The organism is Nocardioides sp. NPDC058538 (assembly GCF_042719275.1).
GTDB lineage: Bacteria > Actinomycetota > Actinomycetes > Propionibacteriales > Nocardioidaceae > Nocardioides.
The window spans coordinates 73,945-98,444 of the sequence record NZ_JBHXNY010000004.1; the positions used below are offsets into that span (position 1 = coordinate 73,945).

At 68.8% G+C, this 24,500-nt stretch carries 18 protein-coding genes; 6 read left to right on the plus strand and 12 right to left on the minus strand.

Going from position 1 to position 24,500, the window contains the following annotated elements:
* Nucleotides 1-94: 94 nt before the first annotated feature.
* Nucleotides 95-1,561 carry an FAD-binding protein gene (locus ACFWQC_RS05130; RefSeq protein WP_378673993.1) on the plus strand — a complete coding sequence of 489 codons (1,467 nt, stop codon included), beginning with the start codon at nt 95-97 and terminating at the stop codon, nt 1,559-1,561.
* A 467-nt stretch (nt 1,562-2,028) separates the two neighbouring features.
* Here ACFWQC_RS05130 and pulA read toward each other — a convergent pair whose 3' ends face one another.
* The 4 genes from pulA to ACFWQC_RS05150 all read right to left on the minus strand — a co-directional run bounded on the left by pulA (nt 2,029) and on the right by ACFWQC_RS05150 (nt 11,079).
* Nucleotides 2,029-7,308: a pullulanase-type alpha-1,6-glucosidase gene (gene pulA, locus ACFWQC_RS05135; RefSeq protein WP_378673996.1), complete on the minus strand. Its 5,280-nt coding sequence runs from the start codon at nt 7,306-7,308 to the stop codon at nt 2,029-2,031.
* A 144-nt stretch (nt 7,309-7,452) separates the two neighbouring features.
* Nucleotides 7,453-8,841 (minus strand): alpha-amylase family protein, encoded by a 1,389-nt coding sequence (locus tag ACFWQC_RS05140; RefSeq protein WP_378673999.1) that lies wholly within the window; start codon nt 8,839-8,841, stop codon nt 7,453-7,455.
* Nucleotides 8,842-9,244: 403 nt separating this feature from the next.
* Nucleotides 9,245-9,814, minus strand: coding sequence for a GNAT family N-acetyltransferase (locus ACFWQC_RS05145; RefSeq protein WP_378674002.1), 570 nt, complete (start codon nt 9,812-9,814; stop codon nt 9,245-9,247).
* A complete protein-coding gene (locus tag ACFWQC_RS05150) occupies nt 9,811-11,079 on the minus strand; it encodes an XRE family transcriptional regulator (RefSeq protein ID WP_378674005.1) in 1,269 nt (422 codons plus the stop codon). Before ACFWQC_RS05150 ends, ACFWQC_RS05145 begins: the two co-directional genes overlap by 4 nt.
* Before the next feature lie 224 nt (nt 11,080-11,303).
* Between ACFWQC_RS05150 and ACFWQC_RS05155 the strand changes: the two genes are divergently transcribed.
* The 4 genes from ACFWQC_RS05155 to ACFWQC_RS05170 all read left to right on the plus strand — a co-directional run bounded on the left by ACFWQC_RS05155 (nt 11,304) and on the right by ACFWQC_RS05170 (nt 14,639).
* Nucleotides 11,304-12,023, plus strand: a complete 720-nt coding sequence (locus ACFWQC_RS05155; RefSeq protein ID WP_378674008.1) for a TetR/AcrR family transcriptional regulator — start codon at nt 11,304-11,306, stop codon at nt 12,021-12,023.
* 90 nt (nt 12,024-12,113) lie between these two features.
* Nucleotides 12,114-13,025, plus strand: a complete 912-nt coding sequence (locus tag ACFWQC_RS05160) for a radical SAM protein (protein WP_378674011.1) — start codon at nt 12,114-12,116, stop codon at nt 13,023-13,025.
* A gap of 19 nt (nt 13,026-13,044) precedes the next feature.
* Nucleotides 13,045-13,809, plus strand: a complete 765-nt coding sequence (locus ACFWQC_RS05165) for an AAA family ATPase (protein WP_378674014.1) — start codon at nt 13,045-13,047, stop codon at nt 13,807-13,809.
* Nucleotides 13,806-14,639 (plus strand): phosphotransferase, encoded by an 834-nt coding sequence (locus tag ACFWQC_RS05170; RefSeq protein ID WP_378674017.1) that lies wholly within the window; start codon nt 13,806-13,808, stop codon nt 14,637-14,639. The genes ACFWQC_RS05165 and ACFWQC_RS05170 overlap by 4 nt, the downstream gene beginning before the upstream one ends.
* A gap of 20 nt (nt 14,640-14,659) precedes the next feature.
* Here ACFWQC_RS05170 and ACFWQC_RS05175 read toward each other — a convergent pair whose 3' ends face one another.
* From ACFWQC_RS05175 to ACFWQC_RS05200, 6 genes are all read right to left on the minus strand, one after another.
* Entirely contained in the window at nt 14,660-15,823 is a 1,164-nt protein-coding gene (locus ACFWQC_RS05175; RefSeq protein WP_378674020.1) for a lipid-transfer protein, read from the minus strand.
* Complete coding sequence (locus tag ACFWQC_RS05180) at nt 15,820-16,203, minus strand: MaoC family dehydratase (RefSeq protein WP_378674023.1); 384 nt, start codon at nt 16,201-16,203, stop codon at nt 15,820-15,822. The genes ACFWQC_RS05175 and ACFWQC_RS05180 overlap by 4 nt, the downstream gene beginning before the upstream one ends.
* Nucleotides 16,200-16,628 (minus strand): Zn-ribbon domain-containing OB-fold protein, encoded by a 429-nt coding sequence (locus tag ACFWQC_RS05185; protein ID WP_378674026.1) that lies wholly within the window; start codon nt 16,626-16,628, stop codon nt 16,200-16,202. The genes ACFWQC_RS05180 and ACFWQC_RS05185 overlap by 4 nt, the downstream gene beginning before the upstream one ends.
* Nucleotides 16,625-17,152, minus strand: a complete 528-nt coding sequence (locus ACFWQC_RS05190) for a MaoC family dehydratase N-terminal domain-containing protein (RefSeq protein ID WP_378674029.1) — start codon at nt 17,150-17,152, stop codon at nt 16,625-16,627. Before ACFWQC_RS05190 ends, ACFWQC_RS05185 begins: the two co-directional genes overlap by 4 nt.
* Complete coding sequence (locus ACFWQC_RS05195) at nt 17,149-19,329, minus strand: acyl-CoA dehydrogenase (protein WP_378674032.1); 2,181 nt, start codon at nt 19,327-19,329, stop codon at nt 17,149-17,151. Before ACFWQC_RS05195 ends, ACFWQC_RS05190 begins: the two co-directional genes overlap by 4 nt.
* A gap of 65 nt (nt 19,330-19,394) precedes the next feature.
* Nucleotides 19,395-21,521: an acyl-CoA dehydrogenase family protein gene (locus ACFWQC_RS05200; protein WP_378674035.1), complete on the minus strand. Its 2,127-nt coding sequence runs from the start codon at nt 21,519-21,521 to the stop codon at nt 19,395-19,397.
* 171 nt (nt 21,522-21,692) lie between these two features.
* Here ACFWQC_RS05200 and ACFWQC_RS05205 point away from each other — a divergent pair, with 171 nt between their 5' ends.
* Entirely contained in the window at nt 21,693-22,328 is a 636-nt protein-coding gene (locus tag ACFWQC_RS05205) for a TetR family transcriptional regulator (RefSeq protein ID WP_378674038.1), read from the plus strand.
* Between the two features lie 4 nt (nt 22,329-22,332).
* Here ACFWQC_RS05205 and ACFWQC_RS05210 read toward each other — a convergent pair whose 3' ends face one another.
* Together ACFWQC_RS05210 and ACFWQC_RS05215 are read right to left on the minus strand one after the other, a co-directional pair.
* Nucleotides 22,333-23,175, minus strand: a complete 843-nt coding sequence (locus tag ACFWQC_RS05210; RefSeq protein WP_378674041.1) for a hypothetical protein — start codon at nt 23,173-23,175, stop codon at nt 22,333-22,335.
* Nucleotides 23,153-24,256 carry a hypothetical protein gene (locus tag ACFWQC_RS05215; RefSeq protein WP_378674044.1) on the minus strand — a complete coding sequence of 368 codons (1,104 nt, stop codon included), beginning with the start codon at nt 24,254-24,256 and terminating at the stop codon, nt 23,153-23,155. Before ACFWQC_RS05215 ends, ACFWQC_RS05210 begins: the two co-directional genes overlap by 23 nt.
* Nucleotides 24,257-24,500 lie beyond the last annotated feature (244 nt).

Consider the following 24,500-nt stretch of genomic DNA (forward strand, 5'->3'; position numbering starts at 1 on the left):
GCGCGAGCTGTAACACGCTGTTCGTAGGACTACTCGCCCTATTAGAACGACCGGATAGTCCTACGAACGACGTGTTACACGGGAGGGCGGCAGCATGAGCGGAACGGCACTGCCCGACGTACTCTCCCCCGCCGACGTCGAGGAGCGCTTCGGGGGCTGGTCGGAGGAGACCGACGTGATCGTGGTCGGCTTCGGCGTGGCCGGCGGGGCCGCGGCGCTGGAGGCGGCCAGGGCGGGCGCCCGCACGATCCTCCTGGAGCGCGCGGCCGAGCCCGGTGGCACCTCGGCGATGGCCGGTGGCCACTTCTATCTCGGCGGTGGCACCGCGGTGCAGAAGGCGACAGGGATCGAGGACTCGGCCGAGGAGATGTTCAACTACATCCGCGCGGTCTCCAAGGAGCCCGAGGACGACAAGATCCGGGCCTACTGCGACGACTCGGTCGAGCACTTCGACTGGCTCGAGGCGCTCGGCTTCGAGTTCGAGCGCACCTTCTGGCCCGGCAAGGCCGTGATCCAGCCCGGCACCGAGGGGCTGATGTACACCGGCAACGAGAAGGTCCACCCCTTCCGGGACCTCGCCGTCCCGGCGCCCCGCGGCCACAAGGTGCCGGTCCCGGGCGACACCGGTGGCGCCAAGCTGGTCGTCGACCGGATGGCCGACCGCTTGGCCGAGACCAACGCCAAGATCCGCTACGAGACCGGTGCCACCAACCTGGTGATCGAGGACGGCCGGGTGGTCGGTCTGGCCTGGCGCAGGTTCGAGGAGCGTGGCGCGATCCGTGCCAAGGCGGTGATCCTCGCCGCCGGCGGCTTCGTCGGCAACGCCGACATGGTCGCCGAGCACACGCCTCGGCTCGGCGAGAAGCTCTTCCCGCTGGCCTCCACCTACGACGACGGCCTCGGGCTGCGCCTGGGCGCCTCGGCGGGCGGCCGCTGGCGGTTCATGGACGAGCCGTTCCAGACCGCGCCGTTCTACCCGCCCTCGGTCCTGCTCACCGGGATCATCGTCAACAAGCACGGCAAGCGGTTCGTGGCCGAGGACTCCTACCACGCGCGTACGGCCGCCTTCGTCATGGAGCAGCCGGACTCGGCCGCGTTCCTGATCGTCGACTCGGCGCACATCGAGCATCCGAAGATGCCGTTGTGCCCGTTCATCGACGGCTGGGAGACGGTCGAGGAGATGGCGGCCGGCCTGGGCGTACCTTTCGAGACCCTGAACGCGACCCTGACCTCCTACAACACCCACGCCGCCGGTGGCGAGGACCCGGAGCTCCACAAGGCGCCGGAGTGGACCGAGCCGCAGGACACCGGTCCGTGGGGCGCCTACGACCTCTCCCTCGGCAAGGCGATGTACGCCGGGTTCACCATGGGCGGCCTGGCGACCACCGTCGAAGGAGAGGTACGCCGCGAGGACGGCTCCGCGATCGCGGGCCTGTACGCCGCCGGCGCCTGCGCGGCCAACCTCGCCCAGGACGCCAAGGGCTACGCCTCCGGCATGCAGCTCGGCGACGGCTCGTACTTCGGGCGACGGGCCGGCCGGCATGCCGCCGCGCTGGAGTGACCGGCCTCACAGCATCGGCAGGGTCGGCGATCCCCGGTCGAAGACCCTGCCGGCGGCCAGCTAGTCTTTACAGAAGCTCACCAGGCGGAATGTTGCCATATCACATATCCATTCGGACATGAAGAGCTTCGGTAAAAATTGGGACCTTCGACCCTACGCGCGTTGTCGTCTCGGCTGGTTATGTATACGCGACGCCACGGGCATCGCCGTATCCGGTTCTCCCGACGCGTCCGCAGGCCATCGGTCCCCACTCGACGCCTGTCGCCGAACTAGCCGAAAGGAATCCCCATGTTCGACTTCCGGAGCCCGGCCGGCCTCATGGTCATCGCCGCCCTGGTCGTCATCGCGCTCGTCGTGGTCGGCGCCATCGCCGGCAACAGCCCCTCCTGATCTGACGCCGAGCTTCCTGACCAGGAAGCCGCAGGCCCCGGCTCGACGAGCCGGGGCCGCGCCCGTTGTCGAGCGGGTCAGCGGGTGAAGACAGCCACGGTCCGGGCAGGCACCGTGAAGGTGCCCGAACCCGACTCGAACCTGGCCCCCTTCACGACGTCGTCCGAGCCTTCGGCCTGGGTCGGGTGCAGCCGGTAGCCCGCACCCGCGGCGCCCGCTACCTTCTGCTGCTGCCTCGAGGTGGTCGCGTTGAAGACGACCACGAGGTCACCGAGGCGCATGGTGATGACGCCCGGCGTCTCGTCCTTCCCCGAGAGCGGGAACCCGAGCTTCTCCTGGACCTGGCCGGTGGTGGAGAGGTGGAAGGCCGGCTCGTCCGTACGGATCCTCAGCAGGTCCTGGTAGGCGGCCGAGGCACCGTCGATCTCCGAGCAGCCCGGCGCCGAGGTCGAGGCCAGCAGCGGCTGGGCGAAAGGCCACTTGTCCTGGTTGTCCGCAGCCGGTGGCAGACCGCGACCGAAGCCGTTGCCGGCGTCGCAGTCCCAGTGGATGGCGTTGAACCAGTCCCCGGAGTCGTAGGAGTTGCGGTCCAGCGACTTCGAGCGGAGCAGGTCGGTACCGGCCTGGGAGAGCGCCGGGCCCTGGGAGAGCGCGGCCGTCGCCATCGCGAGCACCTGCATGCGGGAGCGGTCCGCGGCGCTGGTCGAGGCGGGCAGCTTGAAGGCCAGCGCATCGTAGAGCGACTCGTTGTCGTGGGCGTCGGCGTAGGCGAGCGCGTCTCCGGGCTCGTCCGCGTAGCCGGCCGGCGAGCCGTTGTAGTCGACCTGTGAGCCCTTCACCTGGTTGCCCGCGGTGTCGGTGAACGAGTAGTCGGCGAGGTTGCCGGACAGTCCGACCTTGATCAGGTCCTGGTAGTGCAGCAGCCGCGCCCGCTGCTGCGCCTCGGTGCCGTTGGCGGTCGAGGTGTTGGGGTCGGTGTAGAGACCGCTCGCGAAGCCCTGGACTCCCGGGTCGGCGTCGAACGGGCCGCCGCCGCGTACGGCATCCCTGGCGCGGTCACTGAACGTGGCGATGCCGGTGCCCGCCATGTTCTTCTGGGTGGCCTGCACGAAGCGGGCGTCGTCGGCGATCTCGCCGAAGTTCCAGCCCTCGCCGTAGAGGATGATCTTCTTCCCGTCGACGCCGTCCTTCTCGAGCGTGAGGGTGTCGAGGGCCTCGCGGACGGCCAGGATGTTGGCCTTGGGGTGGTGTCCCATCAGGTCGAAGCGGAAGCCGTCGACCTTGTACTCCTTGGCCCAGGTGAGGATCGAGTCGACGACGAGCTTGCCCATCATCGCGTTCTCGGGTGCGGTGTTGGAGCAGCAGGTGGAGTTGGCGACCGAGCCGTCGGCGAGGAGCCGCTGGTAGTAGCCGGGCACGATCTTGTCGAGCACGGACGTCTTCGCCTGGCCGCTGCTGGTGGTGTGGTTGTAGACCACGTCCATGACGACGCGCAGTCCGTCCTCGTTGAGCGACTTCACCATCTGCCTGAACTCGACCGTCCGGTCGGTGCCGTCCGGATCGGTGGCGTAGGAGCCCTCCGGAACGGTGTAGTGGTAGGGGTCGTAGCCCCAGTTGTACGCATCCTTGGCCGCTGCCGCGGCGACACAGTCCTGCTGCTCCTCGCTGTCCGGCGCGTAGGAAGCGAGGTCGCAGTCGGGCGTGGTCTGGTCGCTCGTCCTCTCCGGGATCGTGGCGATGTCGAAGGCCGGCAGCAGGTGGACGTACGACGTGCCGGCCTCGGCCAGCTCGCGCAGGTGCCTCACCCCGTCGCTGTCCTCGTCGGCGAAGGCGAGGTAGCCGCCCCGGTGCTCGCTGGTCTCGTCCTCGACGGAGAAGTCGCGAATGTGGAGCTCCTGGATCTGGGCGTCCTTCATCGCCACGGCCTTCGGCTTCCTCAGGGTCGACCAGCCGTTGGGGGCGAGCGACCTGTCGCCGAGGTCGACGACGAGGCTGCGCTCGGAGTCCGCAGTGAGCGCGACCGAGTAGGGGTCGGTGACCTTGTTGGTGACGAGCTTCTGCACGCTCGGCGCCCACACGGTCACGGCGTAGCGGTACTCCTTGCCGCGCCAGGCCGCGGCGGAGCCGGTCACCGACCAGACGCCGCTGACGTCGTCACGGCGCATCGGAACCCTCTTGGCGCCGAGCTGGAGCGAGACCTCCTGGGCGGTCGGTGCCCAGACGGACAGGGTGACCCTGCCGCCCTTGAACACCGGCCCGAGGGACGCCTTCTCCGCCTTCGTGGCGTAGAGGTCGTCGAGGATGCCCTGCGTCTGGACACCAGTGCCCGTGACCAGGGCACCGTTGCCGATGCGCTGGGTGAGCACGACCTGGCCGGCGAGCGCCTCCCGGATCCGGTCGCGGTCACGGGTGTCGACGGTGAAGGCGGCGTAGTCCTTCAGGTGCGGGAAACGCGCCTTCTGCTCCTCGCTCAGCGTCGCGGCCTGGAGCCGCAGCCAGCGGCCCTCGCTGCTGAGCGCGCCGCCCTCGACGGTGATGCCGCCGTCGCGGTCGTAGACCAGCTGCGTCGACAGCGCCGAGCCGCTCGCCATCTCCTTCGGCAGCACGACCGTCTCCCGGTCGATCCACTGTGCCTGCGCCTTGGACAGGTCGAGCTCGGGTGCCGAGCCGACCGACGGCAGCAGGTAGCCGGTGTCGCCGGAGTTGAGCCACACCTCGTGGCCGTACGTGGTCAGGTCGAGCGAGCGGTCGTTCGGGATGTCCTTCTCGTCGCCCTTGTGGACGATGTAGTTGAGCGAGGTGGCGCCGTCGACCAGCGCGACCTCGAAGGTGACGCCGTAGGCGTCCTTGCCGGTGGGCTGCAGCGGCTTGGACCAATCGGTCGGGCTGGCGGCGCCGGTCCAGGTGTGCAGGCCCCAGCCGTCGTAGTCGCCGTCGGCGCGGTGCAGATGGATGACCGCCTTGGACGTGTCGGGCGCCGGGTAGACGCCGTCTGGCCTGGTGGTCTGCTGGCCCTCGCTGCCGGTCTCGACCCAGACCTCGCCGGTCTCGGCGAGATCGATCGTCCGCGCGCCGCCGTCGGCGGTGCCGTCCTTCTCGACCGTGTACGTCACCGAGGACGCGCCCTCGGGAAGCTTCACCCAGGCGAAGGCGCCGTAGGCGTCGCGGCCGCTGAACTCACCGCTCTGGTGTCCGGCCCGCAGGGTCCAGCCGGTGTAGTCGCCGTCGGCGCGGCGGTAGTGCACGACCGCGTAGTCACGGTCGACGGCACTCGGGTTCTCCGCCTGCGGAGCCGCTCCGGCCGTCGTCCGGGCGAGGTCGCTCGCGGTACGGCCGTCGCGGTCGACGACCACGGCCTTGTAGCGCAGAGCGGTGCCTTCGGTGACGTTCGCGGGGACGTACTGGGTGATCTTGTGGGGCGCATGATCGACGGAACCGAGGGTGCGCCACTTTCCGTTGCCGATCTGGGCGGCGAAGACGACACGAGCGCCGGTGGTCTCCCCCGGGTCGGCGGAGAGAGTGACCGTGCCGGTGGCGCCGGGGTCCGGAGCGGTCAGCGACAGGGTGGGCTTCGCGGCGGCCTCCGGGAGCTTCGCGTCGGCGCGCAGGACGACCGATGAGAGCGCCGGGACGCTCACCTCGATCGTGTCGTCGGCCGCGGCCTCGGTGGCATCGCCGCCGTAGACCGTCTCGAAGGCGGCCGACTCCACGGGCAGGGTGACGGTCTTCGCCTCGGTGGCGTTGTTGACCGCGACCACGTACTCCCGGTCCTCTCCGGTGCGCGAGAACGCGTAGACGGAGTCCTTGGCGTAGAGCTCGTGCTGGGTGCCGTCGGTCAGCGCCGGGTGGTCCTTGCGGAGCTTCGCCAGCGCGGCGATCGCGGTGTAGACCGGATGGGTGGTGTCGTACGCGTCGTCGGCATGCGTGCAGTCGGTGCCGATCTGGTCGTCGTCGAGGTAGTCGGCGACCTTCGAGCCGAACAGCGTCTGGCGGGCGTCCTTGTCGCCCCCGGCGCCGGTGAAGCCCTGCTCGTCGCCGTAGTAGACGACCGGGTTGCCGCGGGAGAGGAACATCAGCTCGTTGGCGAGCCGGGTGCGCTGGACGAGCTCGGCGTCGGTCGCGCCGGGGTGGTCGGCCGCGAGGAAGGTGCCGATCCGGCCCATGTCGTGGTTGCCGAGGAAGGTGACCTGCTCGTAGGCGTTGGCCTTGTCGGTGGCGTACTTGTAGTCGTCGGCGAAGACCTTCGCGAGCCGGTCGGCGGGAGCGTCCAGCGAGGCGTAGGCGCGGGCAGCGTCCTGGAACGGGAAGTCCAGGGTGGCGTCGAGACGGCCGCGGGTGACGTACGGCGAGGTGACGTCGCTGTCGGCGGAGTAGACCTCGCCGAACATGAAGAAGTCCTCTCGCCCCTGCTTGGCGGCGTACGCGTCCAGGGCGGTCGCCCACTCGGTCCAGAAGTCCAGGTCGACGTGCTTGACGGTGTCGATGCGGAAACCGTCGATGTCGAAGTCGCGGACCCACCTCTGGTAGATCTTCGTCATCCCCTCGACGACCTCGGGACGCTCGGTCCACAGGTCGTCCAGGCCGCTGAAGTCGCCGTACGTGGTCGACTCGCCCTCCCAGGTCGAGTCGCCGCGGTTGTGGTAGAGCGTCGGGTCGTTGAGCCAGGACGGCACCATCTCGCCGGTGTTGGCCGGGGTGTATGGGAACGAGTCCTCGTCCACCTTCGCGCTGTCCGAGGACGGCTCGGCGTCGTCGAACGGACGGCCCTCGGTGTCGAGGTACGGGAAGGCGCCCTTGGGGCGGTAGCCGTACATCTTCTCCGCGTAGTCGACGGTGTCGGCGGTGTGGTTGGTGATGACGTCGAAGAAGACCTTCATGCCCTTCGCGTGGGCCGCGTCGACGAGGGTCTCGAGGTCCTCGTTGGTGCCGAAGTGGGGGTCGACCTGGGTGAAGTCGGTGATCCAGTAGCCGTGGTAGCCGGCCGAGGCGTTCGCGCCCTCTCCCTGGACGGGCTTGTTCTTGAAGATCGGCGCCATCCAGATCGCGGTGGTGCCGAGGCCCTTGATGTAGTCGAGCCGCTCGGTGAGGCCCTGGAGGTCGCCGCCCTGGTAGAAGCCCTTGTCGCCTCTGTCGAACCCGGTCTCGGTACGGCTGCCGGTCAGGCCGCCTTTGTCGTTGCCGGTCTCGCCGTTGGCGAACCGGTCGGGCAGCACGAAGTAGAACTGCTCCTTCGTCGCCTCGTGACGGGCCGGCTCGGCGGCCAGCTTGGCGTCCGACGGCGGCTTCGGGGCCGCGGCGGTCGCCGACTCCGACGTGGCCGTCTGCAGCACCGTGGCGAGCAGTGCGGTCGCGAGCACGGTCGCTGCGGTCCGGGGCGCGCCGTGTGCGCCACTTCTTCGATTCACCTTTGAGGGCCTCTCTGGAATGTGCGGGGGCATGCGGTGGAGACCGACCGTCCGGCGCCCATGGGGGTCGGCGCCGGACGGTCGACCGAGGGGATGTCAGCCGCAGGTCGTCGCGCCGACGTGCAGCGCGAGGGCGGTGTTGGCGCCGAGGGTGGCGGTGAACTGGCCGGAGCCGTTCACGGCAACGCTCTTGCCGCTCTGGACGTCGCAGTAGGTGCCCGCTGCCAGCGACGTCTGGAAGGTGCGGGTCAGCGACGAGGACTCGTGGTTGATCGCGACGTACGCCTTGCTGCCTCGCCCGAAGGCGATGGCGTCGGCGCCGTTGTCCCACCAGTTGGTGACGGCCTGGCCGCGGGCGGTGTTGCGGAAGGCGACCATCTTCTTGATCTCGGGCCAGGCGTGCTGGCACTTCCAGCCGTCCTGCCAGCAGGCGTTGACGGCGCCGGCGTTGGGCGGGCCGGCGTCCTTGTCGCTCCACTCGTAGCCGGAGTGGATGTCGGGCGAGCCGTAGGGCCAGGCCAGCATGAAGACGTTGGCCAGGGTGTAGTTGGCGCCGTCCTTGTAGTTGAGGGTGTCGCCGCCGCGCTCGGTGTCGTGGTTGTCGACGAAGACGGCCGAGCTGCCCGAGGACATGTAGCCCCAGCCCTCGCCGTAGTTCTTCAGGTAGGCGAGGTTCTCGTTGTTGAAGACCCGCTTCAGGTCGCGGGCGTAGCGGAACTCCTGGACGTCGCCGTTGCCGAGGTACTCGCTGGGCGAGACCGCCTCCCCCGCGCCGAAGATGGCCTCCTGCTTCCAGTAGACGTTCGGGTTGCTGAGGCGGGACTTGATGTTGGCCAGGTCGGAGGCGGCCATGTGCTTGGCGGCGTCGATCCGGAAGCCGTCGACGCCGAGCGAGAGCAGGTCGTTGAGGTAGCCGGCGATCTTGCCGCGTACGTAGTCCTCGCCGGTGTCTAGATCGGCGAGGCCGACCAGCTCGCACTCCTGGACGTTGGTGCGGTCCTGGTAGTTGCTGATCGTGGCCGTGCAGTTGTCCAGGTCGTAGCTCGAGTAGAGACCGGGGTAGGCGTACTTGCTGTACGACGAGCCGCCGGTGCCGGTCCCGGAGCCCGCGGACATGTGGTTGATGACGGCGTCGGCGACGACCTTCACGCCGGCGGCGTGACAGGTGTCGATCATGTTCTTGAAGGCGGCGCGGTCGCCCAGGCGGCCGGCGATCTTGTAGCTGACGGGCTGGTAGGACGTCCACCATTGCGAGCCCTGGATGTGCTCCTGGGGCGGGGAGACCTGGACGTAGCCGTATCCGGCCGGGCCCAGGGTGCTGGTGCATTCGCGGGCCACCGAGGCGAAGTTCCATTCGAACATCACCGCGGTGACGTCCTTGTCTCCCGGTGGCGCGGCCTGTGCTGGGGCCGAGACCGGGATCGTGAGCGCGACAGCAGCTCCCGCCGAGAGGGCAAGTGCGGCAGCCATGGACTTTCGGGCCATGGATCCTCCTAGGTCGAAGGCAACGCGCCGTGTCCGGATGGGGGTGGTGAGGTGACACAGCGCGGCTGAATCTTGCTGCAAGATCTTGCAGGCCGACCGTATGAGTGATGCCGGTCACACGTCAACCCCTGCGGGGAGACAACTCAAAGAAGCAGCGCCAGGCGGAGCCGGGAAACTGCAAGAGTTTGCGCAAGTTTCAACAGCACAGCACCAGCCCGCGCAGAAGCGCCGCGCTGGCTCCTGGAGCGGACGCGATGGTTGCCGTCGACGTCAACCCGTCTTCGTAGCCGGCGAGAACGGTGACCTGAGCTCCGCCGCCGGGCGTTGCGCGGTGGAGGCTGCCGCGAGGAACTTCTCCAGGCCAGAAAAGCTGGTTGCCACCTCGGTTCCCCGGACGGGAGGGTCACTCGGCCGCGGGCTGCCACTCACCTTCGAGTAGTGAGAACGAGGCACTGTCACGCCAGGCTCCATTGGTGTGTACATGGTCGCGGATCGTGCCCTCGCGCCGGAAGCCGAGCGACTCGACCAGCCGCATGCTGGCGGTGTTCTGCGGGCCGATGTTGGCCGTAAGTCGGTGCAGGCCGAGGTCTCCGAATCCGAACTCGATCATCCGCGACACCGCCGCTCGGGCGATGCCGCGGCCCTGCCACTCGGGTCGCAATGCGTAGCCCAAGTCGGCGGCCTTGACTCCTCCTAGGCCGAGACGGACGAACCCGATGACAACCTCGGGCGAAGCCGACTCGGTGATGGCGAGGTAGTACTCGCAACGCGGAGTGTCGAGCTGTCGCTCGAGGATCCCATCGAGCATGGACTGCGCCTCATCTCGGTCACGAGATGCGAAACTGAGCCAGTGCGTGACCCGGTCATCTCCGACAATCGCAAGTACGCCGTCGGTGTCGCCCGCCTCAAAGTCCCGCAGCATTAGCGAGCCCGCAGTCAGCTTGAGTGGCTGTGACGGCGTACGTCCTGTCATGGACGCATCGTCAGCGGTCGAGCGACGAACGCATCTATCTGGCCTCGTAGCTCGTCGGTGGCTTTGCCATCGGAAGCCGCATCAACCGCATCTCCGACTCGTTGGACGCTCTTGACGACGCCTCCGATCCGCAGGTCCCGTGGAAGTTCGAGCACGGGCGCGATTGACTCGGCTGCCCCTTCCACCTCGCCGTTGGCGATCCGGATGATCGCTTGGTCGCATCGTGCTCCGGCTGCGTCGCCGAAGGCCCAGGTGTCTCGTGTGTCGTCTGCGTACGCGTCGACTGCTTCTTGTGCGGCACCAACGCTTTCAGGATGGTTGGGTAGCCAGCTCAAGGCGTCAGCGGCGTAATAGGCGGCCCGTGCGTCGGTGAAGGTGAGGATGCCGCCGAGTCCATCGAGATCGGTGGGTTCCATGCTCTCGGCGATCTCATCGGCACGGTGGATGCTCTGGGTCGCCTGCTCCTCATTGCCGAGGCGGGCCCAGGCTCGTGCGCCTGACGACTCCAGCCACAGCGTGGCGCTGTTCACCGCGTTCGTCGCTAAACCTCGCTCTACGTAGCGCAGCGACTCCTGAGACCGACCGTCCCAGTAAGCGATCAGGGCCATCAGCCCGTTCAGCCACGCCGCAACGGTGGTGTTCCCGGCCTGCTCAGCGAGGATCAATGCCGTGCGGGCCTGAGTGACGGCGGCTCGCGGGTCACCGAGATCATGGGACGCTTTGGCAAGGATCCCACCCGTGACGGCGCCGATGCTGAAGAGCTGGGCGGCGTCGCCCGGTCGGCGGGGGCTCAGGATCGCCTGGTGAACGGCGTCCTGGAGCGTGACCAGCGGGTTGATCAACTCGGGAAGAGCCTGCACTGGGTAAGCCCGCGCGAGGTCGCGCAACTCTTCTTCGAGCAAGGAGTAATCGTCGATGCCGGGCATGTTGAGTGCTAGGTGGCGGGCCTTCTCGGCAGCCATGGTGAGAGCCTCCTGGTAGCTGGGTCGTCCGGCCGGCACGGTTGCGGCTGGATCGTGGGGTCCGAGAAGGGCCACGACCGGATGGCCAAAAGCGCTCTCCAAGGCCCGCGCGATCGCTGGCGTCGGCTGAACGTCGCCGAGCGCGCGGGTGCCAAGTCGCCGCGCGTGATCCTCGGAAAGCGTTACAGACCGACCACCGGCCGTCGCCGAGGCACGTTCAACCGAACGGGCGACATCACGCCAGGTCAGACCGCGCTCGATCTTGATTGCCTCGAGCGTCGTACGAGGTGCAGCTGATGTCATCTGGTCGTCCTCCTGTTCACACCTTGCCCGAGCAAACGGCCCGGCGTCAGTGGCTCCAGCCCGAATGTCGGTCGATGTCCGCCGATATCGGTCGATGTCTGCCGGGTGTTCGTGGAGATGTCGGTCCCGTTCCCTCAACGCTGGATATCGGCGAAGAGCGCCAGCGACCTGTGAGACGCCACGAGCATACGTGGCCGCGGTTGCCACCAACCGGAGGAAATCGAATGAGATCTCGGCGTGCGGCCCCCGGACGTCCGCGGCATGTCCCCAACACCAGCGCCGTAGCGCCACGCGACCAGGTACTCAATGCAGCGGCGGAACTGTTCGTCACTCGGGGCTTCGCGGCTACCTCGACCCGGGAGATAGCTGAGCGGGTCGGCATTCGGCAAGCGAGCTTGTATTACCACTTCGCCGGAAAGGACGAGATCCTCGCCGAACTCTTGCAGCGCTCCGTTCGTCCCACGGTGGACAAGATCGAGAAGATCGAGGCGCTAGTACCGCCGGAGACCCACGCGACCGCGCTCTATCTCCTCGCGTTGATCGACATCCGGACTCTGGCCGATGCGCCCCACAACGTCGGCATCCTCTATGCCCAGTCTGATGTGACCAACAGTGAGGTCTACGCCGAGTTCCAGCACACCCGCCGCGAACTGGTTGACGCCTATGGCCGCATCGGACTCCAGGCCGCCTCAGTTGACGTGACCGCTGACATCGACGCCCCAGAGCTGGGCGAGATGTTGATGCACTCGATCGAGGTCGTCACCGGCATCCGCAGCGACGGGACGGCAATGACCCCACAGCGAGCGAATCGCATCGCATCAGCGGTGCTGAGGACGTGCGACGTATCTAACGAGACCATCGCCGCCGCGGCCTCGGCAGCATTCGAACTCCTTGCTGAGTTTCACCACGAAACCGCCAGCCCCATGGCGGAGAGCACCCTCTAGATCTCCTCGCCGGCCCGCTGCCTCAACTGACTGTTGCGGCGGGTTGGCGAGGCCAGCACAGTCGAAACTCAACCCTGCGAGGAGCACCCAATGATCGAGATCATCGAGGATGTCCGCCCGGCCGCGAAGAGCCGTCTCGGGTTCGTGTGGCTGGAGATCACCGGCCGCTGCCAACTCGAGTGCGTCCACTGTTACGCCGAGTCTGGGCCGGGCGGGACCCACGGCACCATGACCGTCACCGACTGGGAACGGATCATCGACGAATGCGTGGACCTCGACGTTTCCATGGTGCAGTTCATCGGCGGCGAGCCAACCCTTCACCCTGACCTGCCAGCTCTCGTCGGGTACGCCCTCGCGCGTGGCCTGGAGGTGGAGGTGTTCACCAACCTGGTCCACGTCTCCCCAGCGATGTGGGACACGTTGGATCAGCCGGGCGTACGTCTCGCCTGCTCCTGGTATTCCACCGACCCTGCCCAGCACCTGCAGATCGTGCGTCGCAACACGCACCCTCGCACCAAGGCCAACCTCGTCGAGGCGACCCGGCGGGGCATCCCGGTGCGCGTCGGCATCATCGGGATGCTCGACTGCCAGGACCTCGATGCCGCATCCGCCGAACTCGCCGCGCTCGGTGTGACCGATGTCGGCGTCGACCACCTGCGGCAGGTGGGCCGGGGCACCCGCGACCAGGAGGCCTCCATGGCGCAGCTGTGCGGCAACTGCGGCGACGGAGTGATCGCCGTCGGCCCCGACGGCGCGGTGTGGCCGTGCGTGTTCTCCCGTTGGACGCCCGTCGGGAACGTTCAGGACGCCACCTTGGCCGACATCCTGGTCGGGCAGCCCATGCAGGACATCGGCGCGAAGCTCGCAGAAGAGTTCTCACCACGCGAGATGCCGTGCGTACCGAAGATGTGCAATCCGCAGTGCGGCCCGTCCTGCTCTCCAGCCTGCCGCCCCGCCAACAACTGTCGGCCCGTCGGTGCCTGTGTCCCCGGGTACCGCTGAGGCATAGGACACTGGGTTCATGCTCGCGACCCGCGCTTACGTCCCCGACCACAAGCTCCCCGCCGGTGACCCCGGCCGGTGGCCATGGCCGTACGACGTCCCGGGTGTCGCCCAGCTCGCCCGGGAGGGCATGACGTTCTCCAAGCCGATCACCTTCCTTGTGGGGGAGAACGGCTCTGGGAAGTCGACTCTGGTGGAGGCCTTCGCCGAGGCATGGGGGCTGGACGCGCACGGTGGCCGCGCGGGACGCAAGTACGTCAACGACCGCCCCAAGACCCCGCTCGGCGAGGCGCTCGACTTCGACACCACCATCGCCGGCGGCGCACACCGATCCGGGACCCGCACGAGACGCCGCGGCTACTTTCTGCGCGCCGAGACCGCGTTCGGGTTCATGAACGCCGTCTCAGGGATGCGCGGCTACTGGGACGAGGACACCTCCGAGATGTCGCACGGCGAGGGGTTCCTCACTGTGTTCGACAACATGTTCACCGACCCCGGGTTCTATCTGATGGACGAGCCCGAGGCCGCACTGTCGTTCACCTCCAGCGTGGAGCTGGTCGCTCGGATACACGAACTCGGCGCCACCGGGGCGCAAGTCATCTGCGCGACCCACTCACCCGTCCTGGCCGCAACGCCCGGCGCCGACATCATCGAGGTGGGAGAGCACGGGTTCCGCCATGTCGAGTGGGACGAGCTCGACCTGGTGTTCCACTGGCGCCGCTACCTGACCGACCCGCGCGCCTATCTACGTCACGTCATCGACGAGGAGACCACCCACCGGTGAGCACAACCCTCAGCCCTGCCGATCAAGCCCACCGACGGCAGCTCACCGAGGAGCACTTGGATTCCGCGAGCAGACTCGGCTGCGTCCTGGATCAAGGACGGCAGTGGGGCTGGTACGACCGTTCCGTCTCCGGCCGGGCGACCCGCGCCGAGCAAGAGGTGTGGATTCGCACCGTCACCGAGCAAGCCCAGTGGGTCGACATGCTGTTCTGGACCGGCAATCTCGAGGCCAACAAGATCGTCGGCGTCCCCAAGCCGATCGTCCTCGCCTCCTCCGAGACCCGCGACGAGGACCGCCGGTTCCGTACCGAGGTGATGACGCTGGTCGACCAGGCCCCCGCCTCGCCGATTCCTGCAGCGACGACACCTCCTGCCGTCGACGACGCATGGCTGGACCAACTGCGTACATCACTCGAGGCGCTCGCGGCCGCGTCGACGACGCGGGAGGCAAAGATCCAGGACGACGTCACTCAGCAACTGCGTGAGTACTTCGGCGACCGCATCGACCCCCAGGTCGAGCGTTGGGTGACCTCCCACGGCGACCTGCACTGGGCCAATGTCACCGCCCCCAGCCTCGTCATCCTCGACTGGGAACAGTGGGGCCTGGCGCCGCATGGCTACGACATCGCCACCCTGTACTGCCACAGCCTCCTCGTGCCCGAAACCGCGGCGACGATCCGGCACCGTTTCACCCGCATGCTCGACTCACCCGACGGGCGTCGCTCACAGCTCCTCGCGATCGCCCGCATGCTCAGCCGCACCCGTATGGGCGACTACACCGACCTGGTCGTCCCGCTCCACCGGCTTGCCGACGAGATCCTCGGCCGCTGATTCCTACCGCTACGCCCACATCAACGTTGCAGCACCAGTCCGCTCGTTGGTACGCCCGTGCCCGCGGTGACGAGCACATGGGCTGCGCCGGCGACCTGGTTCACGGAGGTGCCGCGCACCTGCCGTACGCCCTCGGCGATGCCGTTCATACCGTGCAGGTACGCCTCGCCGAGCTGGCCACCATGGGTGTTCACGGGCAGCCGACCACCGAGCTCGATGGCCCCGTCGCGTACGAAGTCCTTGGCCTCTCCCCTGCCGCAGAAGCCGAGCTCCTCCAGCTGCATGAGTACGTAGGGGGTGAAGTGGTCGTAGAGGACGGCGGTGTCGATGTCGGCCGGAGCGAGACCGGACTGGCGCCACAGATCCCTGGCGACGACGCCCATCTCGGGGATGCCGATCTCGTCGCGGTAGTAGGAGGTCATCACGTACTGGTCGGCGGCGCTGCCCTGGGCGGCCGCGGCGATGGTGACCGGCGGATTCGGCAGGTCGCGGGCCCGCTCGGGGCTGGTGACGACGATCGCGACGGCGCCGTCGGACTCCTGGCAGCAGTCGAGGAGGTGCAGAGGGTCCGCGATCATCCGGGAGGCCTGGTGGTCCTGGAGGGTGATCGGCTTCTCATAGAAGAACGCGGCGGGGTTGGTCGCGGCGTGGCGCCGGTCGGCGACCGCCACGGCACCGAAGTCTTCGCTGGTCACGCCGTAGTCGTGCATGTAGCGGCGCGCCTGCATGGCGACCGTCGCCGCAGGGGTCGAGAGACCGAGCGGGTAGGTCCAGGCGTTGTCGATGCCGTTGGTGTTGACCTGCTGCGCGGCCCACGGCTGCACCTGCCCGAAGCGCTGCCCCGAGCGCTCGTTGAAGCCGCGGTAGGCGACCACCACATCGGCGACACCTGTCGCGACCGCCATCGCGGCCTGCTGGATCGTCGCGCAGGCCGCGCCGCCGCCGTAGTTGATCCGCGAGAAGAACCTCAGGTCACCGATCCCGAGCTCGCGGGCCAGCGCGATCTCGGCACTGGTGTCCATGGTGAACGTGGTCAGCCCGTCGACGTCCGCCGGGGCGAGTCCGGCGTCGTTCAGGGCGGCTCTGGTCGCCTCGACGGAGAGCTGGAGCTCGGACCTTCCTGACTCCTTGGAGAACTCCGTCGCACCGATACCGACGATCGCCGCCTTCCCGCTCAGGCTCATGCCGCGACCCTGACCGTTCCGGTCACGTGCGCACCGAGCGACACCGCGCCGGTGACAGTGATCGTGGCGATCCCGTCGGTGACCTCGGTGACCTCGCCGGAGAACGACAGCGTGTCGTAGGGGTAGGCCGGGGCGCCCAGCCGGATCGCGATGCCCTTGATCTGCACGTCGGTCCCTGCCCAGTCGGTGACGTAGCGCTCGCACAGCGCCGTCGAGGTCAGGATGTTCATGAAGATGTCCTTCGAGCCGGCCGCCTGGGCACGGTCGCGGTCGTGGTGAACGTCTTGGAAGTCCCGCGTCGCGATCGCCGTCGAGACGACCAGCGTCGGGGTGATCGCGAGCTCCCAGACGGGAATCTTCTCTCCGGTACGCACCTTCATGGCCTCCTCCAGATCGGGAGCGTCAGCTCCTCGTCGCGATGTCCTGAGCCTGTCGAAGGGATCACGTTCCAGTCGATGACGAGCCGTTCGCCGATCTGTAGAGCGTCCTCGCCCTCGGATGGCACGCCGGTCACCTCCGCCACGATGCGTACGCCCTCGGGCAGGTCGAGCAGCGCCACCACCAGCGGGAGCTTCTTGCCGGGCAGCTTGGGCGCGTGGATCACGGTGAACGAGTAGACCGTCCCCTCGCCGCTCGCGACGACGTGACCGCGGTCGTAGGCGTCGCAGTCGAGGCATGCCGGACCCGGCGGGTGCCGCAGGGCGCCGCAGGCGTTGCAGCTCTGGATCCGGAGCTCCTGCTTGGCGGTGCCTTCGAAGAAGTACGCGTTGTCCCGGCCGATCACCGGGCGCACCGGGCCGCTCATGGCTTGGCCTTGGGGACGAACTTGAGGACGCGGAACAGCATCGTCGCGACCCGCTCCTCGCCTACGTACCAGGTGCTTCGCGACGTCACGAAGTAGCCGATGCCCATCCCGGTCTGCTTGGGGCCGACGACGGAGTCGAGCGCGGTGGTGACCCGGACCTGCTCGCCGACGCGGAGGTAGCGGTCGTAGCTCTGCTCGGAGTTGGTGCCGAGGACGCCGTTGAAGCCGGCGTCGGTGAGCACGTTCATCATCGCGTGCAGCGGGTCGCGGTCGGGGTGGCGACCGCCCTGACCGTACATCGTCCACACCTGCGCCATCGACGGCGGCGCCTCGCCCTGGTGGAACCGCTCGGACTCCAGGCCCATCGCCTCGAGCCAGTTGTTGACCGTGGGCTGGTTGACCAGGTCGCGGGCGTCGCGCTCGGCGGCCTCGCCCCACGCCTTGACCTCCTCGGCGGCGGCCATGATCTTCTCGTGGACGGCCTCGTCCACCAGGCTGTGCCCATCTCGGGGCGTCGCGCTCATCGCGGCACCCTCGGCATCCCGAGACCGAACATCGCGATCAGCTCGCGCTGTACCTCCTGGACGCCGCCACCGAAGGTGAGCACGAGATTCCGCTTCGCCTGGGCGTCGAGATAGTCGAGCAGGCTCTTGGTGACGGGATCCCCGGGATCGCCATGGCGATGCACGAGTGCGATCAGGTCGGCGAGCAGGTGCTGGACCTGGTCGGCGGCGAAGACCTTCGACGAGGACGCGTCGGCGACCTCGATGTCCCCGGCCTCCGCGGCCTTGGCTACCTCCCAGTTGAGCAGCTCGTTGACCCGGAAGACGGCGGTGGTCTTCCCGATCAGCGCGCGTACGTCCGGGCTGTCGGCGACACCCTGCGCCACGGCCCAGCGGAGGACCCGGTCGCGCAGGCCCTCGATCCGGCCAGCGGGGCCGAGCATGACGCGCTCGTGGTTGAGCTGGGTCGTGATCAGCTTCCAGCCCTTGTTCTCCTCCCCCACCAGCATGTCGGCCGGGACGCGGATGTCGTTGAAGTAGGTCGCGTTGACGTGGTGGGAGCCGTCGGCGGTGATGATCGGGGTCCAGGAGAAGCCCGGGTCGGTGGTGTCGACGATGAGGATCGAGATGCCCTTGTGCTTGGGAGCGTCCGGGTCGGTGCGTACGGCCAACCAGATGTAGTCGGCGGCGTGGCCGCCGGTGGTCCACAGCTTCTGGCCGTTGACGACGTAGTGGTCGCCGTCCCGCCTGGCCGTGGTGCGCAGCGAGGCCAGATCGGTGCCCGCCTCGGGCTCGGAGTAGCCGATCGCGAAGTGAACCTCACCGGCGAGGATCCGGTTGAGGAACATCTCCTTCTGCTTGTCGGTGCCGTAGCGGATCAGCGTCGGGCCGACCGTCTGCAGGGTCACCGCCGGCAGGTGCACGTCGGCGTACTGCGCCTCGTTGGCGAAGATCGTCTGCTCGACCTCACCGAGGCCGTGGCCGCCGTACTCCTTGGGCCAGCCGACGCCCATCCAGCCGTCGTCGCCGAGCTGTTTGATAAGCTTCTGGTAGGTCGGGCCGTGTCGGTCCCACGATCCCTCAGGGCCGGGATCGCCCGGCTCGTCCTCGCGCGAGAGGCCTGCGAAGTAGGCCCTGACCTCGGACTTCAGGCTGCGCTGCGCCTCGGTGAGCTCGAGGTTCTTGGCCTCTGCGGTCTCGACGGGGACGTCGGCGGCCGAGGTGTTGAGCTGGTGGGCGATGTCGGTGCCCCAGGTCGTGAACGCGAGCAGCGGGTACGTCACGTCCACACCCATGCCGCCATGGAGGTGATGGCAGGTGCGGAAGGCGTACGGCGCGACCTGGCTGGCCCAGTAGGCGGCGACCTTCAGGTCGGTCGTGGCGGCTCGCCGGTCCGCGATGGCGGCGACCGCGTTGTCGGCGGCGAGGTCGAGCGTGCGCGAGGCGACGTAGACGTCGGCCATCTGCAGCGCGACGGCCTGGAACTCCGCGAGGGCACGGCCGAACTGCTGCCGGTTGCTCACGTAGCCGGCGGTCAGATCCCGCGCACCGGCGAGCAATCCTGCGGCCGTCACGGCCAGCCCGGCGGTCGCGAGTCCGGTCAGGGCTTCGAAAGCACCCTCGCCCAGCAGTTCGGCGGGGGCGTCCGCGAGCACGACGGTGTGCTGCGGCACCTCGCCCGAGGTGCTCGCGGAGGCCAGCGTGACGCCAGGTCCGTTCGGGTCGACGAGCACCACGACCGGCTCCCCAGTGTCGGCGGCGGTCGCGGTGACCAGAAGGCGGGAGCTCTCAGCGGCGTACGTCACCCCGGTCTTGCGACCGCTCACGGTGCCGTCCCGGTAGGTCGCCGACGGTGTCTCAGGCCGTCCCGGCTCGAGCCACGCCGGGGTCAGCAGCGTCTCGCCGCTCGCCACGCCGGGCAGGATCGCGCTCTGCTGCTCCGGCGTGCCGTGACCGGCCAGCGTCAGCGCACCGACGGCGAGGGTCTCCCAGACCGGCACCCGCACCGCATGGCGTCCGGCCTCCCGCAGCAGCACCGCGACCTCGGCCGGCCCGAACCCCTCACCGCCCTGGGCCTCCGGCACGGGCAGTGCGGTCAGGCCGGCGCTAGCCCAGGCCGACCAGTCACCACGGTCGGACTCTCGGGCAAGGACCTCGGCCACCACGCTGCGTACGGCATCGAGCGTCTCGTCTCCCATGAGCCAAACTGTAACGTGTTCTAGTTCTGATCGCGAGGGGGCTCGCTGTCCTATCCCGGCAGGACTTATCGGGGCAGGCCGAGGATCTGCTCGGCAGCCACGTTGCGGAGCACCTGGGTGGTTCCGCCGGCGATGGAGAGGCAGCGGGTGAGCTGAGACTGGTGCAGGTCCTCGCGGACCTGCGGGTCGTCGGTGAGCGCCAGCGGGCCGAGGAGGTCGACGACGAGCTCGGAGGCGTCCTGGCGGTTGCGTACGGTCAAGAGCTTGGCCACCGAGGACTCCGCACCCGGTCCGCGCCCGGCGAGCGCCTTGAGCGTGGAGCGGACGCCGAGCAGCGCGCAGACCGTGGAGAGCGCGACGGCACGGCCGACCCGGGCGAGATCGGCCTCACCGCGATCGCCGGCGAGCGCCACCGCGCGCTCGACACTGCCGCCGAGGTTGGTCGAGGCCATCGCGACCCGCTCGTTGGCCAGCGTCGTACGGGCCAGGCGCCAGCCGCCGTCGACCTCGCCGACGACGAGCTCGTCGGGCACGAAGACCCCGTCGAGGAAGACCTCGTTGAAGAGCGCGTCACCGGTCAGCTCGCGCAGCGGGCGGACGTCGATCCCCTCGCTGCGCATGTCCACCAGGAAGTAGGTGATGCCCTTGTGCTTGGGGACGTCTGGGTCCGTACGGGCCAGGCAGATGGCCCAGTCGGCCTCGGCCGCCAGGGAGGTCCACACCTTCTGGCCGGTCAGCCGCCAGCCGCCGTCGACCCGCTCGGCGCGGGTGGCCAGCGACGCCAGGTCGGAGCCGGCGCCGGGCTCGCTGAAGAGCTGGCACCAGACGATCCGGCCGCGCAGCGAGGCTTCGACGAACCGCTCACGCTGGGCGTCGGTGCCGTGCTTGAGGATGGTTGGCACGGCCCAGCCCGCGATCTTGATGTCGGGGCGGGACACCTCGGCCGCGGCGAGCTCCTCGTCGATCACGAGCTGTTCGACAGGACCGGCACCGAGGCCGTACGGAGCGGGCCAGTGCGGCGCGAGAAGTGCGGCGTCCACGAGCGCGTCACAGCGCTCCGCCTCGGGAAGCGCCGCGATCGTCGCGACGGCCTCCCGCACCCGGGGACGGACCGCCTCGTCCTTGCCGTCGAGGTCGACGCGGACCGAGCGGCGTACCCCGGCCACGGCGTGCCGGGCCAGCGCGACCGCGTGGGCGTCGCCGCCACCGAGGAGGCTCCGCAGCGCGACCGCGCGGCGCAGGTAGAGATGGGCGTCGTGCTCGAAGGTGAAGCCGATGCCGCCGAGGACCTGGATGCAGTCCTGGGCCGCCCGGACCGCTCCGTCGAGCGCGGCGACGCCGGCGACCTCGGCAGCGAAAGCCCACTGGTCGACGTCGCCACCCTCGGCTGACGCCGCCGCGTCCCAGGCGGCAGCGGCCGCCGCCTCGGCGGTCTCCAGCATCTGGGCGCACAGATGCTTGATCGCCTGGAACGAGCCGATCGGCGCCCCGAACTGCTCGCGCACCTTCGCGTACTCCACGGCCGTAGCCAGGCACCACTGCGCGATACCGGAGGCCTCCGCGGCGGCGAGCGTGAGGGCCGTGCGCCGCACCGCCCCGCCGTGCAGGCCCGAGACCTCGACCACCTCACTCAGATCGACGTCGACCCGCACCTCGGCGACCCGCCTGGTCAGATCGGGGCCCACCTGGGGACGTACGTCCACCTGCTCGGCCGCCAGGAAGAACCAGTGCTCCTCGTCGTCGCCGCCGCGGGCACCGAGCAGCAGCTGTGCCGCGCCGCCGCCGTCATAGACGACAGGAACCGTTCCCTGGAGGCGGTCACCGAGCTCGAGCACCGGGTCGAGCGCGATCCCGCAGCCGCCGGCGGTGACGGCCCCGACCACGTCGCCGAGCCCGGCCGCGCCCGCAAGGAAGGCGGCGACCGTGCTGCCGAGCAGCGGGCCCGGAAGCAGCTCATGAGCGCAGGCCTCGAGCGCGACGGCCGCGTCCAGCAGTGTCCCGCCACCACCGTTCGGCTCAGGTGCCGCGATGCCGGCGACGCCGTACTCCTCGACACCCCGCCACACCTCGTCGAAGTCCGCGGAGGCGGTGCCCTCTGCGGCGCGGGCGATCGCGATGCCACCCAGCCCCTTCGCCCAGTCGCGCAGGCTCTCGCTGAGGGCTTGGTGTTCGTCGGTGATGCCGATCGGCACAGGGACCTCCTACTATTTCCGTCTGGTTCTGCGGCCTTCAGGAATAGAGACTGATGTAGAACGTGTTACAAGTCTAGACTCACGGAGGAACGTGTTTCACTCTCTGGCGCCGTTGCGGTTAGCCTGAGAGCCACAGATCGAGATCCGGTCATAGTCCTAGGGGGACAACCAGTGACGTCCGTCAGCACGGAGCCACGCGACACCGATGGCCCGACTCCGGCCACCCCACCCACCGGCGGTTCCGCGGCCCAGCGAGAGCGCCGCCGGCGCATCCTCGACGCCACGATCAGCCTCGCCGCCGAGGGTGGCTTCGACGCCGTGCAGATGCGCGCCGTCGCCGAGCAGGCCGAGGTCGCGCTCGGCACCCTCTACCGCTACTTCCCCTCGAAGATCCACCTGCTGGTCTCCGCGCTGGCGCGCGAGTTCACCAAGGACGTCGACCGCTCCGCCGTCCGGGCGACGCCGGGCGACACCGCCCACGAGCGGATCATGTACGTCCTCAACCGACGCACCCGCGCCCTGCAGAAGCAGCCCAAGCTCACCGAAGCCCTCGTCCGCGCCTTCATGTTCGCCGACCAGTCGGTGACCGGCGAGATCCACGAGGTCGGCACCAGCCTGACCACCGTCATCGCCCGCGCCATGCACGGCACCCCCGACCACGGCGAGGTCACCGAGGAGGAGGCCGCCATCATCCGGATCATCTCCGACGTATGGCTCTCCGCCCTCATCTCCTGGGTCACCGGTCGCATAGACGAGAAGGACGTCGAGAAGTCGATCGACGTAGCCGTACGCCTGCTGCTGCGCTGAAGGATCACGTCGGGCAGTAGTCCGGGTCCTTCTTGCGCGCAGCCCAGTCCTCGGGCGTCATCGCCTGATCGCAGACGATGCTCCAGGTCAGCTGGTACGGGTTGCCCTCAGATGAACCGGTGATGCCGAAGGGGCGGTCACCGGGTGCCTCGATCGTCATCGTCTCGCGCTTGCCGTGATCGACGTAGTCGGCCTCGAGCACCCATTGGCACGTCGGCCCTGCGCTGGTCGCCTGGATGGAGATGACCACCGTCTCGCCCTTCGCGAGCGTGACCGTCCCACCGTCGAAGTACGCCGAGCCGTCATCGACCGAGGTCAGCTCCGGCACCTCTGCGTCGATGGCGGTCGTCAGCTCGATCTTCTTGCCCTCGCCCTGAGGGACGTCGTCCACGACGGTGCCTTGGCGGATCATCTCCGTGCAGGCACCGGTCCGCGAGGGACGAAGGTCGGTGATCACCACCGGATCACTGTGTCGCCCGATGAGAGTCACCTCCCAGGTGATGCGGCCGGCGGCGTACCACTCGTGCTGCGCCTCCCATTCGGGATCGTTGACCTTCTCACGCGCATCGGTCTGGTCGCTGAACGTCACCGACTCCGTCTGCGGGATCAGCACCGGACCGCTCAGCGGCTTACGCCGTACGTCCACGACCTTGATGCCGCTGCCCGGCTCGCTCCAGCCGTCGGGCAGAAGGCCGGCGAACAGACTCTGCAGCCCGGAGCTGAAGGTCGCGCCCAGCGCAACCAGGATCACGCCGACCACCCAGGTGGCCGGCTTCCTCACCAGCGAAGCCAGCCGCCCCTGCCGGAGTGCGTCGGTCTCGGTCTCACGAGACCGCTTCTTCGACATCAGTCCTTGCTCCTCTCGAGAGTCGTAGCGCGAGCAGCACGGCGACGCCGGTGATCCAGCCGAAGCAGGCCCCGAACCGAACGCCCTGGGCAGCGGTGTCGAGTGCCCAGTAGTGGCTGGCCGTCGCGAAGTCGTCCTGCGGAACGAGTGCGCCTTCGAGCAGGCCGACGAGCGCGGCGAGCACGGCCACTACAGCCCAGAGCTGCACCACGACGCAGAGCCCACCCGGTCTGCCTCTGCGCTGCCAGCCTGCCACGACGAGCGCGACCACCAGCCAGACCAGCACGACGAGGACAGCCGAGGTCAACGTACGCGGCAACCAGACCGACGTGTCGAAGCTGCCACTGAGCGAATGAGGGTTGTGCGGCGCGGAGAGGCTGGCGTGAGCGAACCAGACCAGGCGCACCCAGGCCTGGCGCGGGTCGATGTCCGCCCCGAACGGGTCATCGTCCGGGCCGTGGTCCCAGACGAACCCGCCGACGAGTGCCAGTACGAGTGTCGGCAGCGCACCCCAGGTCGCGACCTGCGCCGCCCGTGGCCAGCCGCGCTCCGTCGCGGTGGCGGGATCATCGGTTTCGCGTTCACCGTGCAGCGCGAGCGCGGCGATCCGAGCGAACGCCGCCGCCGCGTACGCCGCATACCCACCGAAAACTCCCACGACCAGACCGAGCCAGATCCCGTCGTCGGGCACCGCCCAGATGACCGTCTGCAAGGACTCGAGCCCACCACGGATCCCCAGGACCGTCTGGACCACCACGAAGAGGTTCGTCAGGCCTCCGGCGAGAACGCTCACGCACAGCACCCGGCCGGCCACGGCGTAGACGCCGTCCGAGGCGGTCCGCAGGCTCGCGTAGACCAGCGCCAGGAGCAGGACGACGAACGCCACCGTCGGCCATCCGGACGTGGGTGCGACGGGATAGCCCTCGTTCATCACCGCCGATCCCCACAGGAAGGAGAACCCGTCCACCATCCGGCCGAGCACGTCCCCGAACCAGGCATGTCCCCGTGCGCTCCACAGAGCCGAGATGTCGCCGACATAGACCGGGATCGCGAGGGCCAGGCTGTAGAGGAACGCGAACACACCCAGCACCACAACGGTGGCGAACGCACTGCGTCGTCGAGACAAGTTCTGATGGCCTTCGGTTCGTCCCCGCTGACTGAAACCTTCCTGCGGAAGTATGCCGGAGACGAGCCTCTCGCGTGGCCGACTCACCCACGCCGAGGCGTCACCCCCGGGGGCCGGGGGGGGGCCCCGGGGGCCGCGGGGGCCCCCGTGGGGGGCGCGCCACCCCCCGGGGGGTGGGCGCGGGGGGGGGGAGCCGCCC